This window comes from Hydrogenophaga sp. PAMC20947 (genome assembly GCF_004795855.1).
Classification (GTDB): domain Bacteria; phylum Pseudomonadota; class Gammaproteobacteria; order Burkholderiales; family Burkholderiaceae_C; genus Hydrogenophaga.
Genome location: NZ_CP039252.1, coordinates 1,091,314 through 1,116,513, shown reverse-complemented (window position 1 = coordinate 1,116,513; position 25,200 = coordinate 1,091,314). Strand labels below are relative to the sequence as shown.

The window sequence follows — 25,200 nt, the reverse complement described above, 5'->3', positions numbered from 1 at the left end:
CGCCCCAGGTTTAGACATTTCACTCGGACAATTTTCATGAACACAGTTGTTTCCCCCGCCGTTGGCGCCGATACCCGCCCCGCCCTGAAATTCATCACCTGTGGATCGGTCGATGACGGCAAGAGCACCTTGATTGGCCGCTTGCTGGTCGACAGCAAGGCCGTGTTGCAAGACCACCTGGCCGGCGTGCAGCGCCAGGGTGAAACCGATCTGGCGCTGCTGACCGATGGCTTGTCGGCCGAGCGTGAGCAGGGCATCACCATCGACGTGGCCTACCGCTACTTCAACACCGAGACGCGCAAGTTCATCATTGGTGACGCACCCGGTCATGAGCAGTACACGCGCAACATGGTCACAGCAGCCTCCAGCGCCGACGCGGCCGTGGTGCTGGTTGACGCCACCAAACTCGACTGGCGCAATGCCGCGCTCAAATTGCTGGCCCAGACGCGGCGCCACAGCCTGCTGCTCAAACTCTTGCGCGTGCCGTCCATCGTGTTTGCTGTGAACAAGCTCGATGCGGTCGAAGACCCGACGCAGGCATTTACCCACATTCGCAACGCGCTCACAGAATTTGCCGCAACCGCAGGGCTGACCGTGACCGCCACCGTGCCCGTGTCGGCACTCAAAGGCTGGAATGTGGTCGACGCCGCCGTTGACGCCCATTGGTGCGGTTACAGCGGCCCCACCCTGCTCGACATCCTGGAGCACCTGCCAGTGACACCGGCAGACGTGAGCCTGCCCGTGTCATTTCCGGTCCAGTGGGTGGAGAAGTTTTCATCATCTTCAGACACCAGCCAGGGCCGACGGGTGTTCTGGGGCCGTGTGGCCACCGGCGAAGCTACCGTTGGTCAGGCAGTGAAAGTCATGCCCAGCGGACTGACTGCCAAAGTGGCCCAGGTGCTGGACCACGCACGCAACCCCAAGCCGGTTGCCGCAGGCCACAGCGCAGGCATCGTGCTCGACCGCGAATTGGATGTCTCTCGCGGCGACTGGCTGCTGGCCGCTGATGACGAAAACGACACCCTGACAGCCACCTCATCCCTCAGCGCCACCGTCGCATGGCTGGACGACGAGCCACTGATCGCGGGACGCGTGTACTGGGCACTGCACGGCCACCGCTGGGTCAAGGCCAAGGTGCAGCGCATCGTTCACCGCCTCGATATCCACACGTTGGCCGAGGAATCGGCCAACCAGCTAGAAGCCAATGCCATTGGTCATATCGAGCTGGCTCTGCAAGAGCCACTGGCAACCCGCCCCTTCGCCGAATCGCGGGCATTGGGGGCAATGGTGCTCGTAGACACGGCCAGCCACAAGACGTCGGGGGCGCTGTTGGTCAACTGAATTTGCTTCAAACAGGCGCTTTGACCTTTAACTTAAGTCAAGGCCAAAGGCGCCAGATGCCATTACCCTCTCGAAAACCCTAAAATCAGAGGTTTCATCGATTTGCCCACACCATCACCATGACCCACGTCGTCACCGAATCCTGCATCCGTTGCAAATACACCGATTGCGTTGATGTCTGCCCCGTGGACTGTTTCCGCGAAGGCCCTAACTTCCTCACCATCGATCCCGACGAGTGCATCGACTGTGCGGTGTGCATCCCGGAATGCCCGGTGAGCGCGATCTACGCGGAAGAAGATTTGCCGAAAGATCAGCTCCACATGACCGCCCTCAACGAAGAGCTGGCGCGCCAGCCTGGCTGGAAGAGCATCACCAAACGCAAAGAGCCGCTGTCCGACGCGGAAGACTGGAAAGACAAAACGGGCAAGCTGCCCGAAATGCTGCGATAAAGAAACATGGAACCGAAACTGAACCAAGAAGTGATGAACACCGCTGCTGCACACGACGGCCCGATCGAAACCGATGCCGTCATCGTTGGCGCCGGCCCCGTGGGCCTGTTCCAGGTGTTTGAGCTCGGCCTGCTGGAAATCAAGGCCCACGTGATCGACTCGCTCGCCTACCCAGGCGGCCAGCCCGTTGAGCTGTATCCCGACAAGCCGATCTACGACATCCCTGCCATCCCCGTGTGCACCGGCCAGGAGCTCACCGATGCATTGCTCAAGCAGATCGAGCCTTTCGGCGCGACCTTCCATTTGGGTCAGGAAGTCACCACGGTTCAGAAACAGGACGATGGTCGTTTCTTCGTGCAGACCTCCAAGGGCACGCAGTTCCTCACCAAAACCATCTTCATCGCCGCCGGTGTGGGCGCATTCCAGCCCCGCACGCTGAAGGTCGAAGGCCTGGGAAAATACGACGGATCGCAACTCTTTTACCGGGTGAAGAACCCGGCCGATTTCGCCGGCAAGAATCTGGTGATCGTGGGCGGTGGTGACTCCGCGCTTGACTGGGCACTCAACTTTGCCGCAGAAGGCCCCAACAAAGCCGAAAGCGTCATCCTGATCCACCGCCGCGACGGCTTCAAAGCCGCCCCCGCCAGCGTTGCCAAGATGAAAGAGCTTTGCGACGCCTACGAAATGCAGTTCGTCGTGGGCCAGATCACTGGCCTCGACGAACGCGACGGCAAACTCGTGGGAGCCAAGGTGACCGGTGCCGACGGCGTGACCCGTGTGGTGCCCATGGACGCCTTGCTGGTCTTCTTCGGCCTCTCGCCCAAGCTTGGCCCCATTGCTGAATGGAGCCTGGCGATCGAGCGCAAGCAACTGGTCGTCGACACCGAAAAGTTCTCCACCAATATCCCCGGCATCTTCGCCGTAGGCGACATCAACACCTACCCAGGCAAGAAGAAGTTGATCCTGTCTGGCTTCCATGAATGTGCACTGGCCGCATTTGGCGCTATGCCCATCATCTTCCCCGAGAAGAAGGTGTTTCTCCAGTACACGACCACCAGCCCCAAACTGCACAAAGTGTTGGGCGTGGAGTCACCTGTATTCGACTGAGCGAGATCCATGGCCACTCAAACCAAGCCGCTCGCAAAATGATTGGGTTTTTTTGAGTCGGTTTTTGGAAATGGCGAAAATGTCGCTATAATTCGAGGCTGTTCCCTGATAGCTCAGTTGGTAGAGCGACGGACTGTTAATCCGCAGGTCCCTGGTTCGAGTCCAGGTCGGGGAGCCACTACAAGCCGCAAGGCAACTGAAAAGCCTGCTACTTAATCGGTAGCAGGCTTTTCTTATTGTGGCGCGAAAGTGTAATTCCTGTGTAACCGCGCCAGAAGAACGCTTAGGCCGATTTCGCCTTGTACCGATCCGCCAGCTTGTCCATTGCCGATTGGATATGTGAGCCGTTCTGGTGGCTGTAACGCTCAACCATGCTCAGATTCTTGTGCCCACTAATCCGCTTCACGGTCGGCAGATCAACGCCCGCCTGAACCAAATGCGTGATCGCTGTGTGGCGCAGCGTATGGCGCACCACCTGTTTGACATCAAGCCCCGCAGCCATAACGCAACGGCGAAACGGCTTGTCCAAATTCACCGTTCTTCCCTCTTTGGCGGCGGGTGACGGAAACAACCATTGCTCTCCGGGTCGCAAAGACCCGACATAGGTCGCGAGATATTCACCAAGACCCGCCGTCATGGGCTGCTCACGCGGCCCTGCCTTGGCTCTTGGGATGTAGATCACGAGTTGCTCAAGGTTGATGTGCTCTCGTCGGATGTTCAAAATCTCGGACTTCCGCATCGATGTGTCCAACCCAATCCTGATGAAGGGGTGGATTTGGCGGTTCTGATCGCCCTCCGCAGTTTTCAGCAGGCGCTCGATTTGTTCTACCGTCAAGTATGTGATGCGTCCAGAATGCTCTTTCAGGCGCTTAATGGTGGCCGGCCTGTGATCTAGCCAACCCCATTCCACCGCCTTGCTGAAGAGATGCGACAACGCGGCCAGTTCACGGTTGATCGTGGCAGGCTTGGTTTCACCTCCTACCGTCGGCTTCCCACCCGGTCCGTTCGTTCGCACCACCAAGTCGCCAGCGCGTTTCTTCTTGTACCGCTCCACATCGAAAGTGGTGATCTTTGCAAGTTGGGTGGCGCCAAAAAAAGGCGCCAGGTGCATGTTCAGGCGGTAGCCCTTCATAGGCAGGTCTTTTCCATCCTCCAGAGCCAGCTTGGACAGGTATTGAGCAGCAGCATCGATGAAAGTCAAAGCCAACTTGCGGCCTTTGGGCAGGCTGAGGCGACCGGCCTTCGCATCTTGGCGCGCCTTGTCGATAAATTCCTCGGCCTGCGTGCGCGTGGTTCCGTCCGATTCGCGCCCGATGACCCGGTGGATGCGTTGGCCATCAACCATGACGTTAACGCTGAACACACCATCCCCATTGCTATGTCGCTCAAAGGAAATGCCGTGCTCGTTGAGCTTGGTACCCGCAGCATGCTTGCGCATAGCTGGGCGGGTGAGTTTGATGAAGGTTTTGGACATGATGACTCCTTGCACTAGAACGGAATGTCGTCGTCCATGTCTTCAAATCCACTCTTTGGCGCTGCCTTTGTGTCTACCCATTTTGGCAAGCTTTCCCGCAATGCGTCGCCCCGCGCTACAGCGCAAAACACGTCCCAATGCTCACGGAGTAGGTCAAATCGCAAGCCTTCTTCGGCGACATTCCATGTCCAGCTACCACCATTCCTGGCGTAGTTGCCTCGCCATAGAAGGCCGTTCTCACGGATTAATTTCCAACGTTTTTGCTCCTCGTGGGTGAGCAAATCAGGGTAGTTCAAAGCGAGTTTGGCGAACCGGTCAGCATCGTCAACATCCCAAAGCTTCGACGCAACATCGGCCACCGAAGTGCCTGGATCGTTGCCATAGCCTCCGTCCTGAAGCTGTACGCGAGCTAGGCTGTCTTCAATCGCCCATTCAATAAAGCTTGAGACCGTTCGCCGCTGCTTGAGCGCGGCGAGCTCGGCTAGGTATCGCAGCTTCGGGTCAAGGCGCACCGTGACCGTCTCAGATCGAGCGAGCTTGCCTCCGCCTGCCTTCCGTTTGCCATCCAATTTTTCTGTCGCCATGTGATGTCCTTTCGTCCAAAAGTTCTGCTACCTTCTGACAAAGTCTATCAGCACATAGCTTCTTTGACAATCTATGTGGTGCTTGATTACTATCGTGCCATCTTAGAACACACATTGGAATCTACATGACCCCCACGGAGATCAAGGTTATCGAAGTCGTCACTTACCCCGACGGACGCATGGACACTTGCAACACAGCGAAGTACACCGGTCTTTCCGACAAGACCTTGGCGATGTTTCGCTGCAACGGCAAAGGTCCAAAGTTCATCAAACGCGGCCGCATCTTCTACTTTCGATCCGATGTTGACGCCTGGATGAACGCCAATGGCCGAATGACGAGCACCACCCAAGCCAAGCACGCTGCCTCCTAAACCCACTCGGAGAAGTAAGAGGCCGCGCACCATGAACGACCTGACAGACCAATTCAAGCTGGCCATTGCGGACGCAGGGCTGACGCCACCGACTGAAGTCATCTGCGACGGCCTCATCCACCGTTTCAGCACCACCGACAAAACGAGGCATCAAAGCGGCTGGTACATGCTGCACACAGACGGTAACGCTGCTGGTGCATTTGGTGACTGGCGCCAAGGGTTTTCCCAAAACTGGTGTAAAAAAACGACCCACGCCATGAACGAAGTGGAACGCCTTGCGCACCGTAACCGCGTCAAAGCCATGCAAGGCCAGCGCGAAGAAGAACTGGCACGTCGCCAGCAATTGGCCGCTGCCGATGCATTCAAACGCTGGACCGCAGCCATGCCATGTTCGCAGCATGAATACCTCGCCCGCAAGGGCATCCTGCCCCACGGTACAAAGATCGAAGGAGCCAAACTTCTGATCCCTTTGCGTGACACCGCTGGTACGGTGCACAGCCTGCAGACCATTGCCCCGGACGGCACCAAGATGTTTGCGTCTGGTGGCAAGGTCAAAGGATGCTTCTTCGGCATCGGAAAACCCAAGGGAGCATTGATCGTGTGCGAGGGCTTCGCCACCGGCGCAAGCATTCACGAATGCACAGGCCACGCGGTCGCCGTTGCATTCAACGCCGCCAACCTTGAAGCCGTCGCTCTTGCTTTGCGCAGCAAGTACCCGGAACTGAAAATCGTCATCGCAGCCGACGATGACAGCCACACGCCCGGAAACCCAGGCCTGACCAAAGCCAAGTCCGCCATGCAGGCAACAGGTGCCACTCTGGCTAAACCTGTGTTCAAGACAACCGCAGCGTGAACAACATGACCGACTTCAACGACCTCCATTGGCATGAGGGACCGGATGCTGTGAGGGCATGCATTGATTCCGCGATTGACGCCGCAGCCGAAGTATCAGGCTCCACGGAAGCACCAATGGGCTTCCCCCAGTTTCCCGGACACATCCAATGACATGATGTGTTCAGGAGATAGGTATGACAAGAACCCGAAGGAGCTTCACGGACGAGTTCAAACGTGAGGCAGTGAAGCTGTGCAAGCAGCCAGGAGCCACGGTCACGAACATTGCGCGGGACTTGGGTATCCAGACCAGCGTGCTCAGGCGGTGGGTCACCCAGGAACGTGGCGGAGTGTTGGACCTTAGGCCGAACCGGCCGCTTCGCAGTGAGGCCGCCACTGAGGTGGAGCGGCTGCAACGCGAACTACGCCGCGTGACCACGGAGCGCGACATCCTAAAAAAAGCGCTCGGCTACTTTGCAAAGGACCCGCAGTGAAGTACGGCTTCATCGCGCGGCATCGTAGTGTCTGGCCCACCCGCACCATGTGTCGGGTTCTGGCGGTCTCCCACAGCGGCTTCTACGAATGGATGGACAGAGCGCCGAGCCAGCGCAGCCAAGACGACGCCAGGCTCACCCGCCTCATCCGAGAGAGCTTCGAACTCAGCGACCGAACCTACGGCAGTCCACGCGTCTGGCACGACCTTCGAGCGCTGGGGGAGACCTGTGGGATGAATCGGGTCATCCGGCTGATGCACCTGGCCAAGCTGCAAGCCCGCCACAAGCGACGCAGGCTACCTGGTGATACGGGCAGCAGGCTTGAGAACCATATCGCGCCCAACCATCTGCAGCGCGACTTCGAGGCCAGTGGTCCGAACCAAAAGTGGGTGGCTGACTTCACCTACATCTGGACGGCTGAGGGCTGGCTGTATGCGGCAGCGGTGATGGACCTGTACTCACGCCGCATCGTGGGGTGGTCGATGAGCGACACCATGCAGGCCAAGATGGTGAGCGACGCTTTGTTGATGGCCCTTTGGCGGCGCGGCAAACCCAGCTCGCTGATGCATCACTCGGACCAGGGCAGCCAGTACACCAGCGACGACTTCCAGCGGTTGCTCAAGGCACAAGGCATCACCTGCAGCATGAGTCGTCGAGGTGAATGCTGGGACAACGCTGCGATGGAGAGCTTCTTCTCGTCGATGAAGACCGAACGGCTCAGCCGCAAGGTCTACCGGACAAGGGAAGAAGCCAGGTCCGACGTGTTCGACTACATCGAGCGCTTCTACAACCCGGTGCGTAAACACTCAAAGCTAGACTTCCTCAGCCCAGTCAACTTTGAGCAAGGCTTAATGGGCTAAGCAAACCGTCCGGGAAACTGGGGGAAGCCCAATCGCCTCGGCCAAAGGTGAAGGTTTGCACGCTGCCGTGTTTGCGGTGTTGGCTGTCCTTGTCGGCAGAGGTGACAAAGCTGTCCTCGTCAAAGTCGATCTCGTCCAGGTGGAAGTCAAAGGCGAAATCGACCCGAGACAGCCCTTCTGCTCGTACTGCAATGAAACCCAGCGAGCCAGCCCAGTTCAGGAAGCGCTCATGCAAATAGCTGGCGCCCTTGTTCCACAAGGCAAAGCTGCTGTACTTGACGAAGAAGCTTGGGTCGTTGAACTCCCCAAACTGGATGGTGCAGTCCGGGTTAGAGATAAGAAACGGATAACCAGACTTGGTGCCGTTGAGTGACAGCATGAACTCCATGCCGCCAAGTTCCACAACGCCCGCCTCAGGTCTTTTGGACTGGCGCATGGCCTCCCGCTGCGCCCTCAATACGTTGAAGTCGAGGTTGCTGATCTCGCCACAGCGCAGGTAGTAGGCGCACTCGACCGTGTCGAGGCCAGAGGCAAGGAGTTTCATTTCCCGTCCCTCGTGACCAACAACGATCCTTTGTAGAAAGGTTCAGGAGTTTCGTTGCCCAGCTCCATCTCCAGCTCAGCATAGAACTTGTTTGTGAGTGTTCGAAAGAGCTGTGCAGGGCCAGCAGCCTCGTACAACTGTTCGCCGTCTTCCGTCTCAGGAAAGATCTCACCGGGAAAAGCTGGGAGTCCAGATTCCAAATCTGTCAGTGCAGCAGAAAGCAAATCAGCCACCATTTGCGTCTTTGTCTTCTGCGGATACATCTCTGCGAGTGCAGCCAACTTTGCAGCCACGTGCACAGGCAGGCGGAAGGAAGACTGCTTCGCGGTGAGCCTACTGTTGTCTGGTGAGCCCCAGACAGATGCCAAATCTTTCGCTTTCATGCTTGATCTCCAAAGTTTTACGAATGTTATTTGACATTTCATAGACAGTCAACAACTTTTCTAACAAAAGAGGGAGAGGCAGCGCGCGGGCTCACGCTCCGCGACGCTCCCTCTCCCTCTCTTTGAGGATGGATACATGTAACAAAAAGTCCTATACTTTGCTCTTCGTATTTACAACCCCCCGTGTTACTCGAACGGGGTCTCCGGAGAAATCGTGAAAGACAGCGAACAACATCTACCAAGAATCACCTCTTCGAACGGAGACACTGAGTTAAATAGGACACAAGGAGAAGGCCCGTACTACGTGATGCTTCCATGTGAAATAAAGGACTTCGAAAAATTTGTTGGAGGGCTACTTGGGAAACCACAAGAACTCCGGGGAGAGGTTGCAGGCGGATTTAAGATTGGACCAAGCGCGATAACGAACGTTTACCATTTGCTCGTGCAGCGAATGGCAAAGCAAAATGATGCATCTCTAATTTACTTTGGAATAACTGTCTACTATGACGATGGACAATCAGTAGTTCACAATAATCTAAACGATTTTGAGAGCTTTCATCCGACGACACAGTGTCATCCCACAGCGGTGAAAATTTCTGCAACGTATTTAATAAAATTTCGCGGTCATGATGCACCTGAAAAACAGGAGATTGAAGTTACCTTTGCATCCATGGGCGGGTTTTCTGAACTTCCTCGAAAGTTCTTCTTTCGAGGCCCATATTTTGACTTTAGGATAGTACACACTGAGCGAACTTGGGCCACCGACATAGCCGGGCTACTTAAGAATCACGCATCCACAGTCCTAAATTCGCCCACTGCTTTCGAAAAATTCTTCAATCGAAACGCAGACAATTTAGTTCTATATTTTTCATACATAGTTTTCTTTTGTTCCATAGCAATCTGGACCGGATTTGGGATAGATAAAGTAATCGCAACCACCGCCGAACTAAAAAGCATAAAAGACACTAGCATCTTTTTTGTCAAATCGGTGCCTGCGCTTGCACTATTGGGCATAACTGTCATGATGATAAAAACATACGTACAAGGAGCAGTTTTTTTCATCCGAAGAGGCCATATCGTTTTCACCGAACATGACCGGGAGAGATATGAAAAGGTTAAAAATGAACCTCGCTGGGGAATTACTCGATATGCAGTGGTATGGGTGAGCTCACTAGTCACAAGTGTTTTGGCGAACATTTTGTACAGCAAAAACTTGTTCTGGTGACAGCATGCCTGCCAGAATTGGACTATCCCAAAGAGTCGATGTTTCTTGTACATCGTTCGCACCAAGGATGTAGGTCAGGTGGTTCTTCGCTTGAATAAAGTGCTCGAACAGCCCTTGGGATCAATCGCAGACCGAAGTACCTTGGGTGCATGAGATATTGCATATTGCCTCAACGGTCTTGATCGAATACGATACTCAGTTCCCAGTTCTCAGGATAGGCCTTCCCGGGGAGCCACTACAAGCCGCAAGGCAACTGAAAAGCCTGCTACTTAATCGGTAGCAGGCTTTTCTTTTTGTGGCGCGAAAGTGTGATTCCTGTGCAATCGCGCCAGAAGAACGCTCAGGTTCTTGTGCCCGGGCCTCAACCCCAGGATGCGGTGGGACCGGCTCCGCCGGGCCACACGCATCGCCCCCTGGGGCGCCCCTTTATTCCCGCGGATCGCCGTCTGCGTTCACGATGATGCTGCGACCGGGTGGCGACGTCATTTGCGCGCGGTGCGTCACGCCACGGAACTGGTAGGTCACATCCCAATAGGCGGGTTCGCTGCTCACCGGCTCATTGGTGCAGCGCCGCACATCCTGCGTGGCCACCGGGTTACCGTAGCGATCGCGGCCTACGTTGGATCCGATCACCGCACCGGCCACTGCGCCGCCCACCGTGGCCAGATCGCGGCCAGTACCGCCTCCCACCTGGTGGCCCAGGATGCCACCGATGACGCCACCGATGAGGGCGCCAGGCACGTTGGCATCGGAACGCTGTGGCGCCACCGCTTCGCGCTCGATCCAGCAGCGCTGCTCGGTCTGCCCCATAACAGCGCGCACCGACAAGACATCCGCCTGGTACAGCGCCTCGTTGTGGCGGCGGCGGTAGTCGCGCGAAGGACGGTCGCCTCGGCCATTCGGACCCGAAGCGACCATCACGGGTGGCTGTGCTTGCGCTACGGGCTGGGAATACACCGGATGCGGCGCGGCGCAACCAGCCAGGGTGGACAAAGCCGCAACAGCCAGCCAGGTGGTGGGCGAGCGCCAAAGAAGGCGGGAAGTCTGATGGGGCATGGTGACTCCTTGGTAGGAAAAAACCTGACAGTAGGCCGCACGCGGCGCGTGGTCTGTGCGCTGACGCACACCCCATTCCAGTTCCCCCAACCCGCACCCCAGTGTTCGTCACCGCACAGACACACAGCACCTGTGGCACTACAAACAAGGCAACGCCATAGCGCTCCCCTTCCAACTGCCCAGAAAGACGATGCCGCCCATGTCCAAAATTTCTTCCCACACGCCAAGTTGGGACACCTCTTCCTTCGGCCACACGGCGGAAATCTCTCCTCTGGAGCGCTCGGCGCTGGGCGATCACCTTAGCCAGTGTGGTGCGCTGCGCGGCCCGCTGCAGACTCTGCAGACCGGCGCCGACGATCTGCACGACATGGTGGCCGGGCGGGTGGTCACTTCGGTGCTGGTGATCTTGCTGCTGGTCGGTGGCTCAATGCTGTTGCTGTAAAGCATGGTGGATGCCCGCTGGCTGGCGCAATGGTCCTGGGTCCCGAAGCGGCTTGAACGCATGCTGGACGCCACGCGCGGCGCGGCGCTGGAGCCGATCCGCTCTGAGCTGTTCGGGCTGGCGCGTTTCGAGCAGCATGGACGCAGTCTGGGTGCATCGCACCGGGCGGGCCCCGCCCGCATGGGTCAGGCCACGTTTTACCCGCGCCTGCAAAACAATGTGCGCACCCTTCGCGCGGCCTACCAGTACATCGCGCTGGAAGCGCACGACGGGCACGACATCAGCCCCGCGGCCGAATGGCTGCTTGACAACTTCCACCTGATCGAAGCCCAACTGAGCGAAATCCGCGAAGGGCTTCCGTCGCGCTACTACCGTTCGCTGCCTGTGCTACAGGACGCGCCGCTGATTGGCCTGCCGCGCATCTACGGCGTGGCCTGGGCCTTTGTGGCCCACACCGACAGCGCCTTCGACGAAACCCTGCTGATTCATTTTCTCAATGCCTATCAGGATGCGCGAGAACTCAGCCAGGGCGAGCTCTGGGCGCTGCCCACCACCTTGCGCGTGGTGCTGGTGGAAAACCTGCGCCGCCTGGCCGACCGCATCGCCAGCCACAAGGCCGCGCGCGAACTGGCCAGCCTGTGCGCCAGCCACATCGATACGCTCTCCCTGGACGCCGTGACGGACATGCGCGGGATGATGGACCGGCGTGGCGTGGGCGAGGTGTTTGTGTCGCACCTGGCCCAAAGCCTGGTGGGCCATACGCAGGAGGCCGATGGCCCGGCGCTGGTCCAGGTGCGAACCTGGCTGCAGCAAGAGGTGCCCGATCTGGCCGCCCTGCAGACCCAGCAACACGCGACCCAGGCCGCCGACCACCTGAGCGTGGGCAACGCGGTGACCGCGCTGCGCCTGATTGGCGCCTCGGACTGGGCCGACACCGTGGCGCGCACCAGCCGGGTCATCCGCGTGATGCTCGGTTCGGCGGTGTTTGAGGCCGAAGACGACGCCACCCGCGACACCACGCTGCACGGTATCGAACGACTGAGCGTTCAAAGCGGCCTGGGTGAGGCCGCAGTGGCGAAGAAGTTGCTGCCCTTGATGGGCGAGCAAACCGGTCCCACCGCGCTGGCCTCGCACTGGCTGCAGGGCGAGGGGCGCCTGACGCTGGAACAGGCGCTGGGCCTGAAGCACCACCGCACGGCCGGCCTGTGGCGTGCGGCGCCGGGAATCTCACGCACGTTCGCCTACCTGAGCCTCATGTTGCTGGGCTCGCTGCTGCTGGTGGCCTGGCTGCTGCACCGACCGGGCTGGTTGGCCGCCGGCTGGCCCGCGCAACTGGGCACGGTGCTGGCGGGCCTGCTGATGCTGGCGCCCGCATCCGAAGCGGTGGTGGCCCTGGTCAACCGGCTGATCTGCGAATCGGTCAAGCCCTCACACCTGCCGCGACTGCTGCTGGCCGACGGTATCCCCCCCGCCGCCCGCGTGATGGTGGTGGTGCCAGCGATGCTGAGCCACCGCGAATCGATCACGCAAGTGGTGCACCGCCTGCACCTGCACCACCTGGCCAACACCGAAGCCAACGCCCAGTTCGCCTTGCTGAGCGACTGGTCCGACGCCGATACCGAACACATGCCCGAAGACGAGGCCCTGCTGTCCCACGCGCAGCAAGCGCTGGCCGCGCTCAATGACCGCTACCCCGAAGCCCCGGGCCAGCCCCCGCGCTTCTTGCTGCTGCACCGCGCCCGCGCGCCCAGCGCCACACAGCGGCGCTGGCTCGGCTGGGAGCGCAAGCGCGGCAAGCTGGAGCAACTGGTCGCGGCACTCGCCACCGGCACGACCGGCCCATTTTTCGACCTCGGCGAACTCTCGCGCATGGCGCCGCACACGCGCTACATCTTCACGCTCGACAGCGACACGCTGCTGCCACCAGGCCGCCTGCGAACGCTGGTCGGTGTGGCCGAACACCCGCACAACCAACCCCGCCTCGACGACACCGGGCAGCGGGTGCTGCAGGGCTATGGCATCTTGCAACCGCGCGTCGTTCCACCGCTCGCCGGCGAGGGCGTGCGCACCATCTGGCAGTGGCTGTTTGACGGCCAGCGCGGCATCGACCCCTACAGCGCCATGAGCTCCGATGTGTACCAGGACCTGTTCGGTGAAGGCAGCTTCACCGGCAAGGGCCTGCTGCACGTGGCCACCTTGCACGCTGTGCTCGGCCAGCGCTTGCCGACCGACCAGGTGCTCAGCCACGATCTGCTCGAAGGCGCCCTGGTGCGCTGCGCCGTGGTGACCGACGTGACCCTGATCGAACCGGACCCTGCCCACGCCGACGCCGCCGCATCGCGCCTGCACCGCTGGGTCCGCGGCGACTGGCAGCTGCTGCCTTTCCTGCTGCGCCACCGGCACTGGCCGCTGGGTGCGATCAACCGCTGGAAGCTGCTCGACAACCTGCGCCGCTCGCTGGTGGCCCCCGCCTCGCTGCTGCTCATCGGCCTGGCCATGCTTGGCATCGGCCTGCCGTTGCCCCTGGCGCTGGCGCTCACGCTGGCCGCCTACAGCGCCGGCCCACTCATGGGCGCGCTGGCGGGCTGGGTGCCGCGCCACTGGGCCCTGCTGGGCGCGCGCTTCTCTGCGGCCGCGTCACCGGATCTGGTTCGCGCCATCGGCGGCGGACTCTGGAACCTCGCGCTGCTGCAGCAGCAAGCCCTGATGTCGCTCGACGCCATGCTGCGCACACTGCACCGGCTCGCGGTGAGCCGGCTGCACCTGCTCGAATGGACCACCGCCGAAGCTGCCCAGGCGGGCCTGGCCACCGGCCTGCTCGCCACCCAGCGCCGCCACCGCACCGAGCCGATCGCCGCGCTGTTGTGGCTGGGCGGCCTGTGGCTGTTCATCCCCGCGCCGAGTGCGCTGGCGCTCTCGGTGCTCGTGATGTGGGCGCTCGCGCCGCTGCTGGTGTGGGTGACCAACACGCCCTGGCCCAGCCGCCGTCCGGCGCTGCGACCCGCCGACCGCGAGCTGCTCGACGGCGTGGCGCGCGACACCTGGCGCCTCTTCGAGCGCTGCGTGAACGAGCAAAACCACCACCTGCCACCCGACAACCTGCAGATCGCACCTTACGAGATGGTGGCGCACCGCACCTCTCCCACCAACATCGGGCTCTATCTTCTGAGCACCGCCTGCGCGCGCCAGTTCGGCTGGATCGGCACACAGGATCTGCTCGCACGTCTGGAAGCCACCGTCGCCACTTTGCAACAAATGGAGCGCCACCGCGGCCATTTCCTGAACTGGTACGACACCGAAACCTTGCAGGCGCTGCTGCCGCGCTATGTGTCCACCGTGGACAGCGGCAACCTCAGTGCGCACCTGCTCACGGTGGCCCAGGCCTGCCGCGAACTGGCGCACGATCCACACGAAGCGGCCGCGAGCCTGCGCGCCATTGGCCGTTCGCGCCAGCGCCTGCAGCCCCACCTGCCGCTGCTGCAGTCCGCTCTGCACCAGCCGCTGCACCAGACCGCCATCGGGCGCATGCTCGAAGCCGTGCCACCCGAACCGTGCGAGGCCGCCGCCTGCGCCGCCTTCCACGCTTTGCTGCTGCAAGCACAGGCCGAGCTGGAGGGCCTGCAACATGCGCGCAACCCGGCCATCGTCAACCACCCCACCACACCCAAGGACGAACTGCGCTGGCTGCTGGCGGACCACCTGGCCACGCTTCTCTCGGCGGGCCAGGACGCTGCAGTGCGCGGTGCGGGCAGCTGCGAGCGCGCCACCCGGCGCCTCAATGAGTTGGCCGTCCAAATGGAGAACTTGGCCTGGGACGCGGACTTCCAATTCCTCTACCACCCCAAGCGCCACCTGCTGCACATCGGCTACCGGCTCGAAGAGCAGCAGCTCGACACCAGCTTCTACGACCTGCTGGCCTCTGAATCGCGCACCACCAGCCTGCTCGCCATCGCCAAGGGCGACGTACCGGTGCGCCACTGGGCGGCGCTCGGCCGACCGTTTTTCGCCCGCGGGCGCAGCGCGGTTTTGCGCTCGTGGTCGGGGTCCATGTTCGAGTACCTGATGCCCACCCTGGTGGTCGCGCAGCCGCGCGACAGCGCCCTGACCGAGGCTGGCCAATCGGCGCTGCAGGAGCAGATCGCCTTCGTGCGTGGCACCGCCATGCCATGGGGCATTTCGGAGTGCGCCTACGCCGGCCAAGACCACACGCTGGCCTACCAGTACGCGCCGCAGGGCGTGCCACGGCTGGCCCTGCGACGCACGCCGGAGGCCGAGCGGGTGATCGCACCCTACGCCACCGCGCTTGCCACCCAGGTAGACACAGCCCTGGCCTGCGACAACCTGCGCGCCTTGAGTGCGCTGAACGCGCGTGGGCGTTACGGCTTCATCGAGGCGCTGGACTTCACGCAGTCTCGCCAGTCCCATGGCGAGCCTTTCACCCCAGTCAACACCTTCATGGCGCACCACCAGGGCATGAGCATCGTGGCGCTGACCAATGTGTTGTTTGCAGGTGTGGCCCAGCGCTGGGGCATGGCGCACCCGCGCATCGAAGCGGTGTGTTCGCTGCTGCACGAGCGCGCGCCGCGGGAGCTGCCGACGTTGCAAGCCACGATGCCCGGGCCATTGCAGACCCTGCCACGGCGAACCCCCGACCACTTCCGCACACTCGCGCCGGGCGCCCAGGCGCTGGAGCCCACCCACTTGCTGTCCAACGGGCGCTACAGCGTCACGCTGCGCTCCAATGGTGCAGGCTGGAGCCGCTGGGACCAGACCGGCATCACCCGCTGGCGCGACGACGCGCTGCGCGATGCCAGCGGTGCTTTTGTCTACCTGCGCCTCGGCGGCAACGGTGCACCGGTGTCGGTCACGCGCCATCCGGCACCCGATCCCGACGCCCGCTACCAATGCCACTTCCACACCGACCGCGTGTGTTTCGAGGCCAACTGGCCTGAGCTGCGCGTGATGACCACGGTTTGGGTCAGCCCGGAAGATGACATCGAGCTGCGCAAGGTACTTCTCGTCAACCGCAGCAGCGAGCCGATCGAACTGGAGCTGATCTCGGCGCTGGACCTGACCTTGGCCAGCCCCGCCGCCGACGAAGCCCACCCCGCGTTTTCCAATTTGTTTGTGAAAACCGACTGGCTGCCCGAGCAGCAGGCGCTGCGTTGCGTGCGCACGCCCCGCCTGCAAACCGAGAGCGCGCTGCAGGCGGCGCATTTTGTGGCCAGCGTCGAAGGCGAAGTGTTGGGGCTGCGCTGCCAGACCGACCGCGCGAAATGGCTGGGCCGGCTGCACACGCCAGGCCAGCCGCTGGCGCAGTTGGACCCGGTACCGCAAGCGCCCTGCGTGCTCGACACCGGTCTGGACCCGGTGGCCGTGCTCGGCGTGCGCCTGCGGATCGCGCCGGGCGCGCAGGCCACCGTCACCTTCGCCACTGCCGCCAGCGACGACGACGTCACCTTGCTGGCGGTGATCGACAAGTACAACCTGCCCAGCTACGTGGAGCGCTCGTCGGTGATGTCGGCCACACTGGCGGGCATCCCCACTTTGCCGCAGCGCCCGCGCACCGACTACCTGCCCGCGCTGCACGCCCTCACCACCGCGCTGGTGCTGACCCTGCCCCAGGCGAACGCGGCGCGACCGGAAGCGGTCAACGCCGCGCCGCCACGCAGCGACCGGCGCACGCTGTGGCCGCTGGGCATCTCGGGTGACCGGCCGGTGCTGCTGGTCCACGGCGGTGCGCCGCAAGGGCTGGGTCTGCTGCGCGTGCTGTCGCTGCTGCTGCGCGAATGGTCGCGCGCCGGTGTGGCCTGCGATCTGGTGGTGCTCAGCCGCGAAGTGCATTCGTATCACATGCCGCTGCAGAGCGAGCTGACCCTGCTGCACGAACAACACACCGCCGACCAGCAAGCCCGCTCCGGGCCAGCCGTCACAGGCTTGCACCTGTTGCGCGCCGACGATCTTTCGCCCGAGCAGATCACCACGCTGCAGAGCCTGGCGCGCGTGCAACTGCAGGCCGACGGCCAAGCCCTGCTCCACCATGTGCGCGCCTGGTGCGACCGCCAGGAACCCCCGGTACCGCGCCTGTGGACGGGTTTGGCCGCAGTGGCCGACCCGGTACCGCTGCATGTGAGCGAGACCTCGCCCACGCCCTCGCTGGGGGCATTCACTGGCAAGCGCAGCGATTTCGCCTTTGAGGTGGGTGACGGCCAGGCCCCGGAGCGACCCTGGACCAACGTGCTGGCCAACCCCGACTTCGGCACCATCGTGTCCGAGAGCGGCGCCGGCAACACCTGGGCGCTCAACAGCCGCCTGAACCAGCTCACCGCCTGGGCCAACGACGCCGTGGCAGACCCGCCCTGTGAATGGTTCTTGCTACAGGACCGCCGCACCCGCGAGGTCTGGAGCATGGCGCCTTCGGCCTGGGGCGCCGAGGCCACGAGCTACCAGGTGGTGCACACCCAGGGCCTCACCACCATCAGCCACCGCCGCGGGCCACTCGCCGTGACGGTCAGCTGGTGCGTCGATGCGGAAAGCGCCGTCAAGCAGGTGCGCATCCAGCTGACGAACCATGGCCCGGGAAAGGCCCACCTGCGCATCGTCGGGCTGGTCGAATGGATGATGGGTGAGAAACGCCGCGACCGCGCCACCTTGATGAGCAAACCGTATTTCGTCAGCCTGCCAGGCACGGGGCTGCTTGGCTTGCTGTGCACCCAGACCGAAGCGGCTGCGGGCTTTGGCGGCGGAACCGCCTTTTTCTGCGAGGCGCAGGACGCTGTCGGCGACCCCGATGGCATGGACTGGACCTGCGATCGCAGCGCGTTTTTTGACGCCCGGGGCCAGCTCGCGCTGCCGCAGCGATTGGGGCAGCGCAGTGGCTACGGACTGGACCCCTGCGCCGCGCTCTCGCGCCCGCTCACCTTGCGCGCGGGCGCCAGCCTCGAACAGGTGTTTCTGCTCGGCTACGCCAGCGACCCTGAGACAGCGCGAGAACTCATGCGCCAAGCCCGCCTGACCCACGCCGCTGAACGCGAACGCGCCACCCAGGCGCGCTGGGACACTTTGCTAGGCGCCTCCCAGGTGAAGACTCCCGACCCGTTGTTTGACACCATGGTCAACCGCTGGCTGCTGTACCAGACCGTGTCTTCGCGTCTGTGGGCCAAGGCTGGGTTCTACCAAGCGGGCGGGGCCACGGGCTACCGCGACCAGCTTCAGGACGCGATGGCGCTGGTCTGGGCCCAGCCCGCCATCCTGCGCACCCAGATCGTGCTGTGCGCTTCGCGCCAGTTTGAAGAAGGGGATGTGCAGCACTGGTGGCACGAACCCGGCGGTGCGGGCGTGCGCACCCATTTTTCAGACGATCTGCTGTGGCTGCCCTACGCCACCACGCACTACCTGCAGGCCACCGGCGACACCGCCCTGCTGGACGAGCCTGTGAGCTTCCTCGAGGGCCCGCCGGTGCCCGAAGGCGCCGAAGACCGCTACGACACGCCCGCCATCAGCGCGCTGCAGGCCAGCGTGTACGAACACGGCGCGCGCGCCATTGACCGCAGCCTGCCGGTGGGTGCCCACGGTTTGCCGCTGATGGGTGCCGGTGACTGGAACGACGGCATGAACCGCGTCGGCAGCGAAGGCCGGGGTGAATCGGTCTGGCTGGCCTGGTTCCTGTGCAGCATCGTCAACGACTGGCTGCCCCTGGCGCGAGCGCGCGGCGAGCGGGATCGGGCCCGCCGATGGGAAGCAGCGCTCGCCGGCTGGCTCGAGGCGCTGGGCACCGAGGCTTGGGACGGTGCCTGGTTCAAACGGGCCTTCTTTGACGATGGCAGCCCGCTGGGCTCGGCCAGCCAGCCAGAGGCACGCATCGACCTCATTGCACAGGCCTGGAGCGTGTTGTCGGACCAGACTTCGCCCGAGCGCCAGCGCCAGGCGATGGACGCTGTGGAGGCGCAGCTGGTTGACGTGGATCACGGACTGATTCGGCTGCTGACGCCGCCGCTGGAAAACGCGGAGCCCAGCGCAGGCTACATCCAGGCTTATCCGCCCGGCGTGCGCGAAAACGGCGGGCAATACGCGCACGCCGGTGTCTGGGCACTGATGGCGGCGGCAACCCTGGCGCTGCGTGAACCTGGCAATACCTTTGCCCGCAACACGCCCTACCGCTACTTCACCTACCTGAGCCCCGCGCATCGGGCGGTGCACCCACAGTGGGGCGCGGCCTACGGCGTGGAGCCCTATGCGATGGCGGCCGATGTGTACAGCGCGCCACCCTACGCCGGGCGCGGTGGCTGGAGCTGGTACACAGGCTCGGCGGCCTGGCTGCACCGCGCCGCGCTGGAATCCATCCTGGGCCTGCACCAGCAGGCCGATGAACTGTGGTTCACGCCCTGTTTGCCCGCACATTGGCCGCGCGCCGAAATCACACTCGTGCGCGGTGGCAGTTCCATGCATTTCGTGCTGGTGCGGGCCACCCCGGAAGAGGCGCTGGACACGGGCGCTGGGCCCAATGCATCGTTGTTGAATGTCGGCGAGCACTTGCGCTGGAAATCTTTGCCGCAGCACAGCCGCTTCGTCATTCCATTGCCCACCGAGGCCTGATGGCTGTTTTTCTCAGCCCTCAGCCCTGGCGGCGAACCACCGGAATGTGCACACGGGCGTGGTCCTTGGGCCCGGCTGTGCGCAACACATGGTCCCAAAAACCGCTGGTCACCCCAAAACAACAAGGTTGCAACAAGTGGTGGTGTTTGGCGTGCCAGTGCTTGCGGCGCTGCACCCACCCAATCTTCAGGTTCGTGTGGTGCAAGGCGTGGTGGACCATGGCATAACCCAGGTAGCCGATCAACACGCCCAGCGTGAGCGCGTAGCCGCGCCATTCGCCCAGCAAACACAGCGCCGGCAGCCACACCACAAGGCCGATCAAAGTGGCGCTGAGCAGCGTGGGTGCACAAATCAGCGCGGTCGGGCGCTGGTGGTGCTCGAGGTGCCAGCCTTTGAAGGGCGGCAGGCCGTGCAACACAAAGCGGTGCAAAGCGTATTCGATCGGGCTCCAGGCCAAAAAACCCAGGCCGACCAGCGCAGCAAGCTCTGCGGCCATGCCCGTCGGTCCGCGCAGGGCCAACCAGGCAGCCAGCCCAAGCACGGCGGCGCCGTAGAAAACGAAGTCGGCGCGGTAAGCAAGGGTGCTGTGTTCGATGGAAAACAATGCCATGCAAGGTCCTTGGGAAGGCCCCAAAAGCGGGACCAAAGTGACATCTTGGCGGTTCAGCGACCGCGCGTCTGTGCAGTGCCGTACAAAACAGCAGCGGGTCAATCGGCGGGCCGCATGTGCGTTTCCGCACAGATGGAGCAAATTGGTCTTACGATAGTCAAAATAAGTCACACATTTGTTCCACAGGGCGACAACGCCGCAACGCGAGGGCCCACATGGGAACCACACACGACCAATCGGTCAACCAATTGCTGGCCGCGATGCCCGCGCCCGCGTGGCTGCGCATTGGGCCATTGATGGAGGCGGTGGATCTGCCGCTGGGCCAGGTGCTGTACGAATCGGGCGGCAAGATGACCCATGTGTACTTCCCCATCAACGCCATCATTTCGCTGTTGTATGTGATGGAAGACGGCGCATCGGCCGAGATTGCGGTCGTGGGCAACGAAGGCCTGGTGGGCATTGCGCTCTTCATGGGCGGCGAAACCACGCCGAGCCGTGCGGTGGTGCAAAGCGCGGGCAAGGGCTACCGCCTGCGCGCGGCCGACATCAAGGAAGAATTCAGCCGCTCCGGGCCGGTGCTGCACCTGTTGCTGCGCTACACCCAGGCGCTCATCACCCAGATGGCCCAGACCGCCGTGTGCAACCGCCACCATTCGCTCGACCAGCAGCTGTGCCGCTGGCTGCTGCTGAGCCTGGACCGCCTGAGCAGCAACGAACTTGTGATGACGCAGGAACTGATCGCCAACATGCTGGGCGTGCGCCGCGAAGGCGTGACCGAAGCGGCGCTCAAGCTGCAAAAACTCGGGCTCATCAAATACACGCGAGGCCACATCACCGTGGTCGACCGTCCCGCACTGGAGAAACGAGTTTGCGAATGTTACGCCGTGGTGAAGACCGAATACGACCGATTGCTGCCCGACAAACTGGCTGCTTAGGCGCCCTCTGTGCAACCCTGCGCATGGACCTGCCTCGATAGGGAGTGGGCCATAGCGGCCCCATGTCACATACCCGCAACCAACGCTGGTTGGCAGACGCGTGGTGGCCACGCCGACCGGGGAGGGTCGCAGGTGAATTGCTTCCAATCGGCTTTGGCCCTCTGAAACGTGCGCTGCCGCACAGACTTCACCCGGTGTGCACAGCTAAAAACCCTCATGGGGTCACGCATGCCGCGAGACCCCGAACCAGGACCCAGACATGATCACAGTCGCCAACCGAGCCACTCCTGCGCCAAAGCCCCTTGAGCAGCAGGAGCCCGCTATCACCAACGAAGGTGCTCCGCTGGAGGGGCAGATGCCCGACCCGAAGCCCGACGCGTCCACGGCATCAACCGCCCGCCCTACCCTGCACCTGCCCGTCACCCCGCAGGGTGAGCAAGGTGCGGGCAAAGCCTGAACAAGGCGCCGGCCTGCCGATGCGCCCCAATCCCCAACTGCGGGCCTGCAACGCGCTGGATCAGCTTCGCTGCGACCACAACCGCATGCGCCAAGGTGGCACAGGGGGCAAAGGTGGCACAGGGGGCCCTGAAGCCAAGGCCGCCATCGTGTAGCAACTGTGCGACGCCCTGAGCCTTTGCACACTGATCGCGCAAGAAATCTTCTACCCCACGTTGCGCCAATTGCTGGGTGACTCGGGGCTCGCGCAGAGCACCCTGAGCGTGCACGCCTGGCTGCGCGGTCTGATCGCCCGGCTGCACGAAATGGAGCCTGATGACCCCGGCTAGGACGACGCCGAGGCCAACATCGGCGATGCGTGCTGCCGGGCATGGCACTTGCACAAAGCGTGCTGTTTGTGGAGAGGCGCACGGCCGGGCTGGACACCACCGAGTTGGGCAAGCAAATGGCCCAACGTCGCCGAGCGCAAACGCAGCAGGACCTGACTCGCGTGGGCTTGCCCCCATTCGGCGCCGCACTGGCGGGCTGGCCACCGACCTGTCGCCTGACCTCGGCGCAAGCCTGCAGCGGGCCAAAAAAAGGCCCGCTGCCATCGTGGACAGCGGGCCGCTCCGGGTCCTGCGGCACCAAAGAGCCACAGGATGGAACCTCGGTTCAGCGGGTACCCGTGACTTCTACTTCCACCCGGCGATCCAGCGGCAAACAGGCGATCAACTGCGCACGGGGCAGCTTGTCCGATCAGTCATCAAGCTGGGTCACGGGAGAAGATTCCCCTATGCCCACCGCACCGATCTTGGCTGGATCGATTTTTCCATTGGACACCAGGAAGTCCTTGACAGTTTTGGCGCGATCGCTGGACAACGCCTGGTGGTCGTTGTCCGAGCCCTTGCGGTCGGTGTGGCCCTCGACGCTGATCGAATCGTAGGTGGTGCCACCCAGTTGCTGGCTGAACTTGTCCAGTTCGGCCAGGCCCTCAGGGTGAACTTTGGCTTTGTCAATGCCAAACAGCGTGTCGGCCGAGAAGCTCACGCGCTGGGGCGCTGGGTCCACCGCCACTGGAGCGGGCATCGGTGCCGCCACAACGACGGGCGCTGGCATCGGTGCTGGGGCCATATAGGCTGGCGCGGCCGCGACGCGGGGCGCCGGTGCGCGACCAAATGGAAACACCAGACTGGCCGTGGCAAGACCGGCATTCGCGCGGCGGCCGGTGGCGTTCTCGATGCGGTAACGCGCCCAATCGCCACGGATCCAAACGGAGGGTGTGATTTCGATTGGCGCGCCGAGACCCATTTTGACGTCGGTGTCGTTGTATTTGCCGCTAGACGAAATGCCGCCACCCGCGCCGGCGCTGCTGAAGCGGTCTTTGGACCAGGCGTGTTGCGCACCCACCCGGGCGAGCAAGGAAAACCATTCGGTGAGGGGCAATGTGCCGACCAGATCGAGGTTCACGCCTTGCACCAGGCTTGCATCGGGTAGACCAACTCGCTGCCGTGCTGAACGAGTTTCCACAGCGCTACGCCCTGGTCGAAGGCTTCACCGACAGCACCGGAAGCGCTGGGCACAACCTGGCGCTGTCTGGCGAGCGCGCCGATTCGGTACGCTCGGCGCTGATCCGCCAGGGCATCGCCATGGAGCGGGTTTCAGCGCGCGGCTACGGCGAGACTTCTCCCGTGGCCAGCAACGACAACGCCACGGGTCGCCAGCTGATCCGCCGCGTGGAGATCGTGCTGTCTGACGACCGCAGCAGGCTGATCGCCCGCTGAAGCGCCGGTGGATGGACATCCCACGGGCCAAAGCGGGCGCAGTCGGCCTGTTCTGGTCGTCGAGCTCGACGGCAGGTCGGCAGGTCGGCAGGTCGGCAGGTCGGCAGGTCGGCAAGGGACAATGCCCTTTAGACTGGCCTTGCTGTTGAGAAAATCAGGCTTGACCGCATCGGACAGGTCGCATCACGCGCCCTGGCATGAAACCCTGGCCGCGCAGCAGCCACTCGACAACAATGAAGGAACGGGCATGACACGAACACTGGTGATCATTGGCGGCGACGCCGCAGGCATGTCAGCGGCCGCGCAGGCACGTCGGATGGCGTCAGCCGAGGCGCTCGAAATCGTGGCATTCGAACGCGGGGTTCACACCTCTTACGCGGCCTGTGGTCTTCCCTACCTGCTGGGCGGTCTGGTCGAGGCCCCGGCCGAGCTGGTGGCCCGAACCCCGGAGGAGCACCGGGCCAAAGGCATCGACGTGCGGATTCGGCACGAGGTTACCGCCATCGACACCCTGGCGGCCACGGTGACGGTGCGCGATCTCGATTCGGGTCAAGACTCGGTCACCCATTACGACGAATTGCTCGTCGCTACTGGCGCTTCGGGCATCACCCGCCATGGCCAGGAATCGATGCCAAAGGTGTTCTCCAACTGCGCACGCTCACCGACGCCGACCACCTAGAGCGGGCACTCGATGCGGGGGCACGGCGCGCCGTGGTGGTGGGCGCTGGTTACATCGGGCTGGAAGTGGCAGAGAACCTGCTGGCGCGCGGTCTGACGGTCACGGTGATTGAAAAGCTCGACGCGCCCATGGGCGCGGTGCTGGATTCGGACATGGCCTCGGCTGTGGTCGACGCAATGCGCAACGCGGGCGTCGATCTGCGACTGGGCACCTCCGTCACCGGCTTCACGGTGAGCGACGGTCGGGTGACCGCCGTCGAAACCGAGGCAGGGCCAGTCGAAGCCGACCTGGTGGTCATCGGTCTGGGCGTGCGCGCCAACACGGAACTGGCCCGCGCCGCAGGCATCGCCGTGGGAGAGAGCGGCGGCATCATCGTCGACGAGCAATTGCGCACTGGCACGCCACATGTGTGGGCCGCTGGCGACTGCGTGGAATCGCGCCACCGGGTCACCGGGCGCGGTGTCGTGATGGCCCTGGGCACGCATGCCAACAAACAAGGCCGTGCAGCTGGAACCAACATCGCTGGCGGCGAAGCACGCTTTGATGGCGTGCTGGGCACGGCGATCACCAAGTTCCAGCAATTGGAGATCGCTCGCACCGGGCTGACCGAGCACGAGGCCGCCGCCTCCGGCCTCGACGCCTTCGCGGTAACCACCGAAGCATCGAACCGGGCAGGCTATTACCCGGGCGCCCAATCGATGCGCATCAAGATCGTGGCCGAACGCCAGACGGGTCGCTTGCTCGGCGCGCAGATCGTTGGCGGTGAAGACGCGGGCAAGCGCATCGATGTGCTGGCCACGGCGCTGTGGAACGGCATGACGGTGCAAGAAATGGGCGGTATGGACCTGTCCTACGCACCGCCGTTTTCGCCGGTCTGGGACCCGGTGCTGCTGGCCGCAGGCAAGGCGGCAGCCGAGGTCTGATCTCAGCGCCCGGAGGGCGAGATCGGTGCTGGACGGGCGTTTCGTCCGCGCAACGTGTCCGCGCCCCCTCCAGCAGGC

At 62.8% G+C, this 25,200-nt stretch carries 22 protein-coding genes and 1 tRNA gene; 16 read left to right on the top strand and 7 right to left on the bottom strand.

Annotated elements, in window-relative coordinates:
* The first annotated feature begins 36 nt into the window (after positions 1-36).
* From E5678_RS05010 to E5678_RS04995, 4 genes are all read left to right on the top strand, one after another.
* Positions 37-1,341, top strand: a complete 1,305-nt coding sequence (locus E5678_RS05010; RefSeq protein ID WP_136177503.1) for a GTP-binding protein — start codon at positions 37-39, stop codon at positions 1,339-1,341.
* Between the two features lie 119 nt (positions 1,342-1,460).
* Positions 1,461-1,790, top strand: a complete 330-nt coding sequence (gene fdxA / locus E5678_RS05005; RefSeq protein WP_136177502.1) for a ferredoxin FdxA — start codon at positions 1,461-1,463, stop codon at positions 1,788-1,790.
* A gap of 6 nt (positions 1,791-1,796) precedes the next feature.
* A complete protein-coding gene (locus E5678_RS05000; protein WP_136177501.1) occupies positions 1,797-2,897 on the top strand; it encodes an NAD(P)/FAD-dependent oxidoreductase in 1,101 nt (366 codons plus the stop codon).
* A 102-nt stretch (positions 2,898-2,999) separates the two neighbouring features.
* Positions 3,000-3,075: transfer RNA gene (locus E5678_RS04995), tRNA-Asn, on the top strand.
* 105 nt (positions 3,076-3,180) lie between these two features.
* On the opposite strand, the gene E5678_RS04990 is transcribed toward E5678_RS04995, so the two are convergent.
* The gene (locus E5678_RS04990) at positions 3,181-4,371 is read right to left on the bottom strand and encodes a site-specific integrase (protein ID WP_136177500.1); all 1,191 of its coding nucleotides are present in this window, start codon (positions 4,369-4,371) and stop codon (positions 3,181-3,183) included.
* Between the two features lie 14 nt (positions 4,372-4,385).
* Positions 4,386-4,955, bottom strand: coding sequence for a hypothetical protein (locus E5678_RS04985; RefSeq protein ID WP_136177499.1), 570 nt, complete (start codon positions 4,953-4,955; stop codon positions 4,386-4,388).
* Between the two features lie 125 nt (positions 4,956-5,080).
* Between E5678_RS04985 and E5678_RS04980 the strand changes: the two genes are divergently transcribed.
* From E5678_RS04980 to E5678_RS04970, 3 genes are all read left to right on the top strand, one after another.
* Positions 5,081-5,326 (top strand): helix-turn-helix domain-containing protein, encoded by a 246-nt coding sequence (locus tag E5678_RS04980; protein WP_210731990.1) that lies wholly within the window; start codon positions 5,081-5,083, stop codon positions 5,324-5,326.
* A 31-nt stretch (positions 5,327-5,357) separates the two neighbouring features.
* Positions 5,358-6,179 carry a toprim domain-containing protein gene (locus tag E5678_RS04975; RefSeq protein ID WP_136177498.1) on the top strand — a complete coding sequence of 274 codons (822 nt, stop codon included), beginning with the start codon at positions 5,358-5,360 and terminating at the stop codon, positions 6,177-6,179.
* A 175-nt stretch (positions 6,180-6,354) separates the two neighbouring features.
* Positions 6,355-7,511 (top strand): IS3 family transposase gene (locus E5678_RS04970; RefSeq protein WP_136177497.1). Its coding sequence is split into 2 segments (ribosomal slippage): positions 6,355-6,622 and positions 6,622-7,511, totalling 1,158 coding nucleotides; the frame shifts between segments, so codons are not numbered across the junction.
* On the opposite strand, the gene E5678_RS04965 is transcribed toward E5678_RS04970, so the two are convergent.
* Entirely contained in the window at positions 7,483-8,055 is a 573-nt protein-coding gene (locus E5678_RS04965) for a hypothetical protein (RefSeq protein WP_136177496.1), read from the bottom strand. The genes E5678_RS04970 and E5678_RS04965 overlap by 29 nt on opposite strands.
* Positions 8,052-8,438, bottom strand: a complete 387-nt coding sequence (locus tag E5678_RS04960) for a hypothetical protein (RefSeq protein ID WP_136177495.1) — start codon at positions 8,436-8,438, stop codon at positions 8,052-8,054. Before E5678_RS04960 ends, E5678_RS04965 begins: the two co-directional genes overlap by 4 nt.
* Before the next feature lie 214 nt (positions 8,439-8,652).
* Here E5678_RS04960 and E5678_RS04955 point away from each other — a divergent pair, with 214 nt between their 5' ends.
* Entirely contained in the window at positions 8,653-9,663 is a 1,011-nt protein-coding gene (locus E5678_RS04955; RefSeq protein ID WP_136177494.1) for a hypothetical protein, read from the top strand.
* 426 nt (positions 9,664-10,089) lie between these two features.
* Here the strand turns inward: E5678_RS04955 and E5678_RS22800 are convergent, their stop codons facing one another.
* Positions 10,090-10,719 (bottom strand): glycine zipper 2TM domain-containing protein, encoded by a 630-nt coding sequence (locus tag E5678_RS22800; protein ID WP_281728101.1) that lies wholly within the window; start codon positions 10,717-10,719, stop codon positions 10,090-10,092.
* Between the two features lie 199 nt (positions 10,720-10,918).
* Between E5678_RS22800 and E5678_RS04945 the strand changes: the two genes are divergently transcribed.
* Both E5678_RS04945 and E5678_RS04940 read left to right on the top strand, forming a co-directional pair.
* Positions 10,919-11,161 (top strand): hypothetical protein, encoded by a 243-nt coding sequence (locus E5678_RS04945; protein WP_136177493.1) that lies wholly within the window; start codon positions 10,919-10,921, stop codon positions 11,159-11,161.
* A 3-nt stretch (positions 11,162-11,164) separates the two neighbouring features.
* Entirely contained in the window at positions 11,165-19,756 is an 8,592-nt protein-coding gene (locus E5678_RS04940; RefSeq protein WP_247596916.1) for a glucoamylase family protein, read from the top strand.
* Positions 19,757-19,775: 19 nt separating this feature from the next.
* Here the strand turns inward: E5678_RS04940 and E5678_RS04935 are convergent, their stop codons facing one another.
* Positions 19,776-20,366 carry a sterol desaturase family protein gene (locus E5678_RS04935; RefSeq protein WP_136177492.1) on the bottom strand — a complete coding sequence of 197 codons (591 nt, stop codon included), beginning with the start codon at positions 20,364-20,366 and terminating at the stop codon, positions 19,776-19,778.
* Between the two features lie 215 nt (positions 20,367-20,581).
* Between E5678_RS04935 and E5678_RS04930 the strand changes: the two genes are divergently transcribed.
* The 3 genes from E5678_RS04930 to E5678_RS22795 all read left to right on the top strand — a co-directional run bounded on the left by E5678_RS04930 (position 20,582) and on the right by E5678_RS22795 (position 21,912).
* Positions 20,582-21,301 carry a Crp/Fnr family transcriptional regulator gene (locus E5678_RS04930; RefSeq protein WP_136177491.1) on the top strand — a complete coding sequence of 240 codons (720 nt, stop codon included), beginning with the start codon at positions 20,582-20,584 and terminating at the stop codon, positions 21,299-21,301.
* Between the two features lie 259 nt (positions 21,302-21,560).
* The gene (locus E5678_RS04925) at positions 21,561-21,758 is read left to right on the top strand and encodes a hypothetical protein (protein WP_136177490.1); all 198 of its coding nucleotides are present in this window, start codon (positions 21,561-21,563) and stop codon (positions 21,756-21,758) included.
* Positions 21,759-21,777: 19 nt separating this feature from the next.
* Positions 21,778-21,912: a hypothetical protein gene (locus E5678_RS22795; RefSeq protein ID WP_281728100.1), complete on the top strand. Its 135-nt coding sequence runs from the start codon at positions 21,778-21,780 to the stop codon at positions 21,910-21,912.
* A 583-nt stretch (positions 21,913-22,495) separates the two neighbouring features.
* Here E5678_RS22795 and E5678_RS04920 read toward each other — a convergent pair.
* Complete coding sequence (locus E5678_RS04920; protein ID WP_136177489.1) at positions 22,496-23,206, bottom strand: OmpA family protein; 711 nt, start codon at positions 23,204-23,206, stop codon at positions 22,496-22,498.
* 14 nt (positions 23,207-23,220) lie between these two features.
* Between E5678_RS04920 and E5678_RS04915 the strand changes: the two genes are divergently transcribed.
* The 3 genes from E5678_RS04915 to E5678_RS22885 all read left to right on the top strand — a co-directional run bounded on the left by E5678_RS04915 (position 23,221) and on the right by E5678_RS22885 (position 25,122).
* The gene (locus tag E5678_RS04915) at positions 23,221-23,520 is read left to right on the top strand and encodes an OmpA family protein (RefSeq protein WP_168708488.1); all 300 of its coding nucleotides are present in this window, start codon (positions 23,221-23,223) and stop codon (positions 23,518-23,520) included.
* A gap of 247 nt (positions 23,521-23,767) precedes the next feature.
* Positions 23,768-24,199, top strand: coding sequence for an FAD-dependent oxidoreductase (locus E5678_RS22890; protein WP_210731989.1), 432 nt, complete (start codon positions 23,768-23,770; stop codon positions 24,197-24,199).
* A 38-nt stretch (positions 24,200-24,237) separates the two neighbouring features.
* Positions 24,238-25,122, top strand: a complete 885-nt coding sequence (locus E5678_RS22885) for an FAD-dependent oxidoreductase (protein WP_210731988.1) — start codon at positions 24,238-24,240, stop codon at positions 25,120-25,122.
* The last annotated feature ends 78 nt before the right edge of the window (positions 25,123-25,200 follow it).

What these genes read in the sequence shown, in the direction of transcription:
- E5678_RS05000 (WP_136177501.1), top strand. Translation starts at nt 1,797, where the DNA reads ATGGAACCGAAACTGAACCAAGAAGTGATGAACACCGCTGCTGCACAC.
- E5678_RS04930 (WP_136177491.1), top strand. Translation starts at nt 20,582, where the DNA reads ATGGGAACCACACACGACCAATCGGTCAACCAATTGCTGGCCGCGATG.
- E5678_RS04935 (WP_136177492.1), bottom strand. Translation starts at nt 20,366, where the DNA reads ATGGCATTGTTTTCCATCGAACACAGCACCCTTGCTTACCGCGCCGAC.
- E5678_RS22800 (WP_281728101.1), bottom strand. Translation starts at nt 10,719, where the DNA reads ATGCCCCATCAGACTTCCCGCCTTCTTTGGCGCTCGCCCACCACCTGG.
- E5678_RS05010 (WP_136177503.1), top strand. Translation starts at nt 37, where the DNA reads ATGAACACAGTTGTTTCCCCCGCCGTTGGCGCCGATACCCGCCCCGCC.
- E5678_RS22890 (WP_210731989.1), top strand. Translation starts at nt 23,768, where the DNA reads ATGACACGAACACTGGTGATCATTGGCGGCGACGCCGCAGGCATGTCA.
- E5678_RS04940 (WP_247596916.1), top strand. Translation starts at nt 11,165, where the DNA reads ATGGTGGATGCCCGCTGGCTGGCGCAATGGTCCTGGGTCCCGAAGCGG.
- E5678_RS04980 (WP_210731990.1), top strand. Translation starts at nt 5,081, where the DNA reads ATGACCCCCACGGAGATCAAGGTTATCGAAGTCGTCACTTACCCCGAC.
- E5678_RS22795 (WP_281728100.1), top strand. Translation starts at nt 21,778, where the DNA reads ATGCGCCCCAATCCCCAACTGCGGGCCTGCAACGCGCTGGATCAGCTT.
- E5678_RS04985 (WP_136177499.1), bottom strand. Translation starts at nt 4,955, where the DNA reads ATGGCGACAGAAAAATTGGATGGCAAACGGAAGGCAGGCGGAGGCAAG.
- E5678_RS04960 (WP_136177495.1), bottom strand. Translation starts at nt 8,438, where the DNA reads ATGAAAGCGAAAGATTTGGCATCTGTCTGGGGCTCACCAGACAACAGT.
- E5678_RS04925 (WP_136177490.1), top strand. Translation starts at nt 21,561, where the DNA reads ATGATCACAGTCGCCAACCGAGCCACTCCTGCGCCAAAGCCCCTTGAG.
- fdxA (WP_136177502.1), top strand. Translation starts at nt 1,461, where the DNA reads ATGACCCACGTCGTCACCGAATCCTGCATCCGTTGCAAATACACCGAT.
- E5678_RS04990 (WP_136177500.1), bottom strand. Translation starts at nt 4,371, where the DNA reads ATGTCCAAAACCTTCATCAAACTCACCCGCCCAGCTATGCGCAAGCAT.
- E5678_RS04945 (WP_136177493.1), top strand. Translation starts at nt 10,919, where the DNA reads ATGTCCAAAATTTCTTCCCACACGCCAAGTTGGGACACCTCTTCCTTC.
- E5678_RS04965 (WP_136177496.1), bottom strand. Translation starts at nt 8,055, where the DNA reads ATGAAACTCCTTGCCTCTGGCCTCGACACGGTCGAGTGCGCCTACTAC.
- E5678_RS04975 (WP_136177498.1), top strand. Translation starts at nt 5,358, where the DNA reads ATGAACGACCTGACAGACCAATTCAAGCTGGCCATTGCGGACGCAGGG.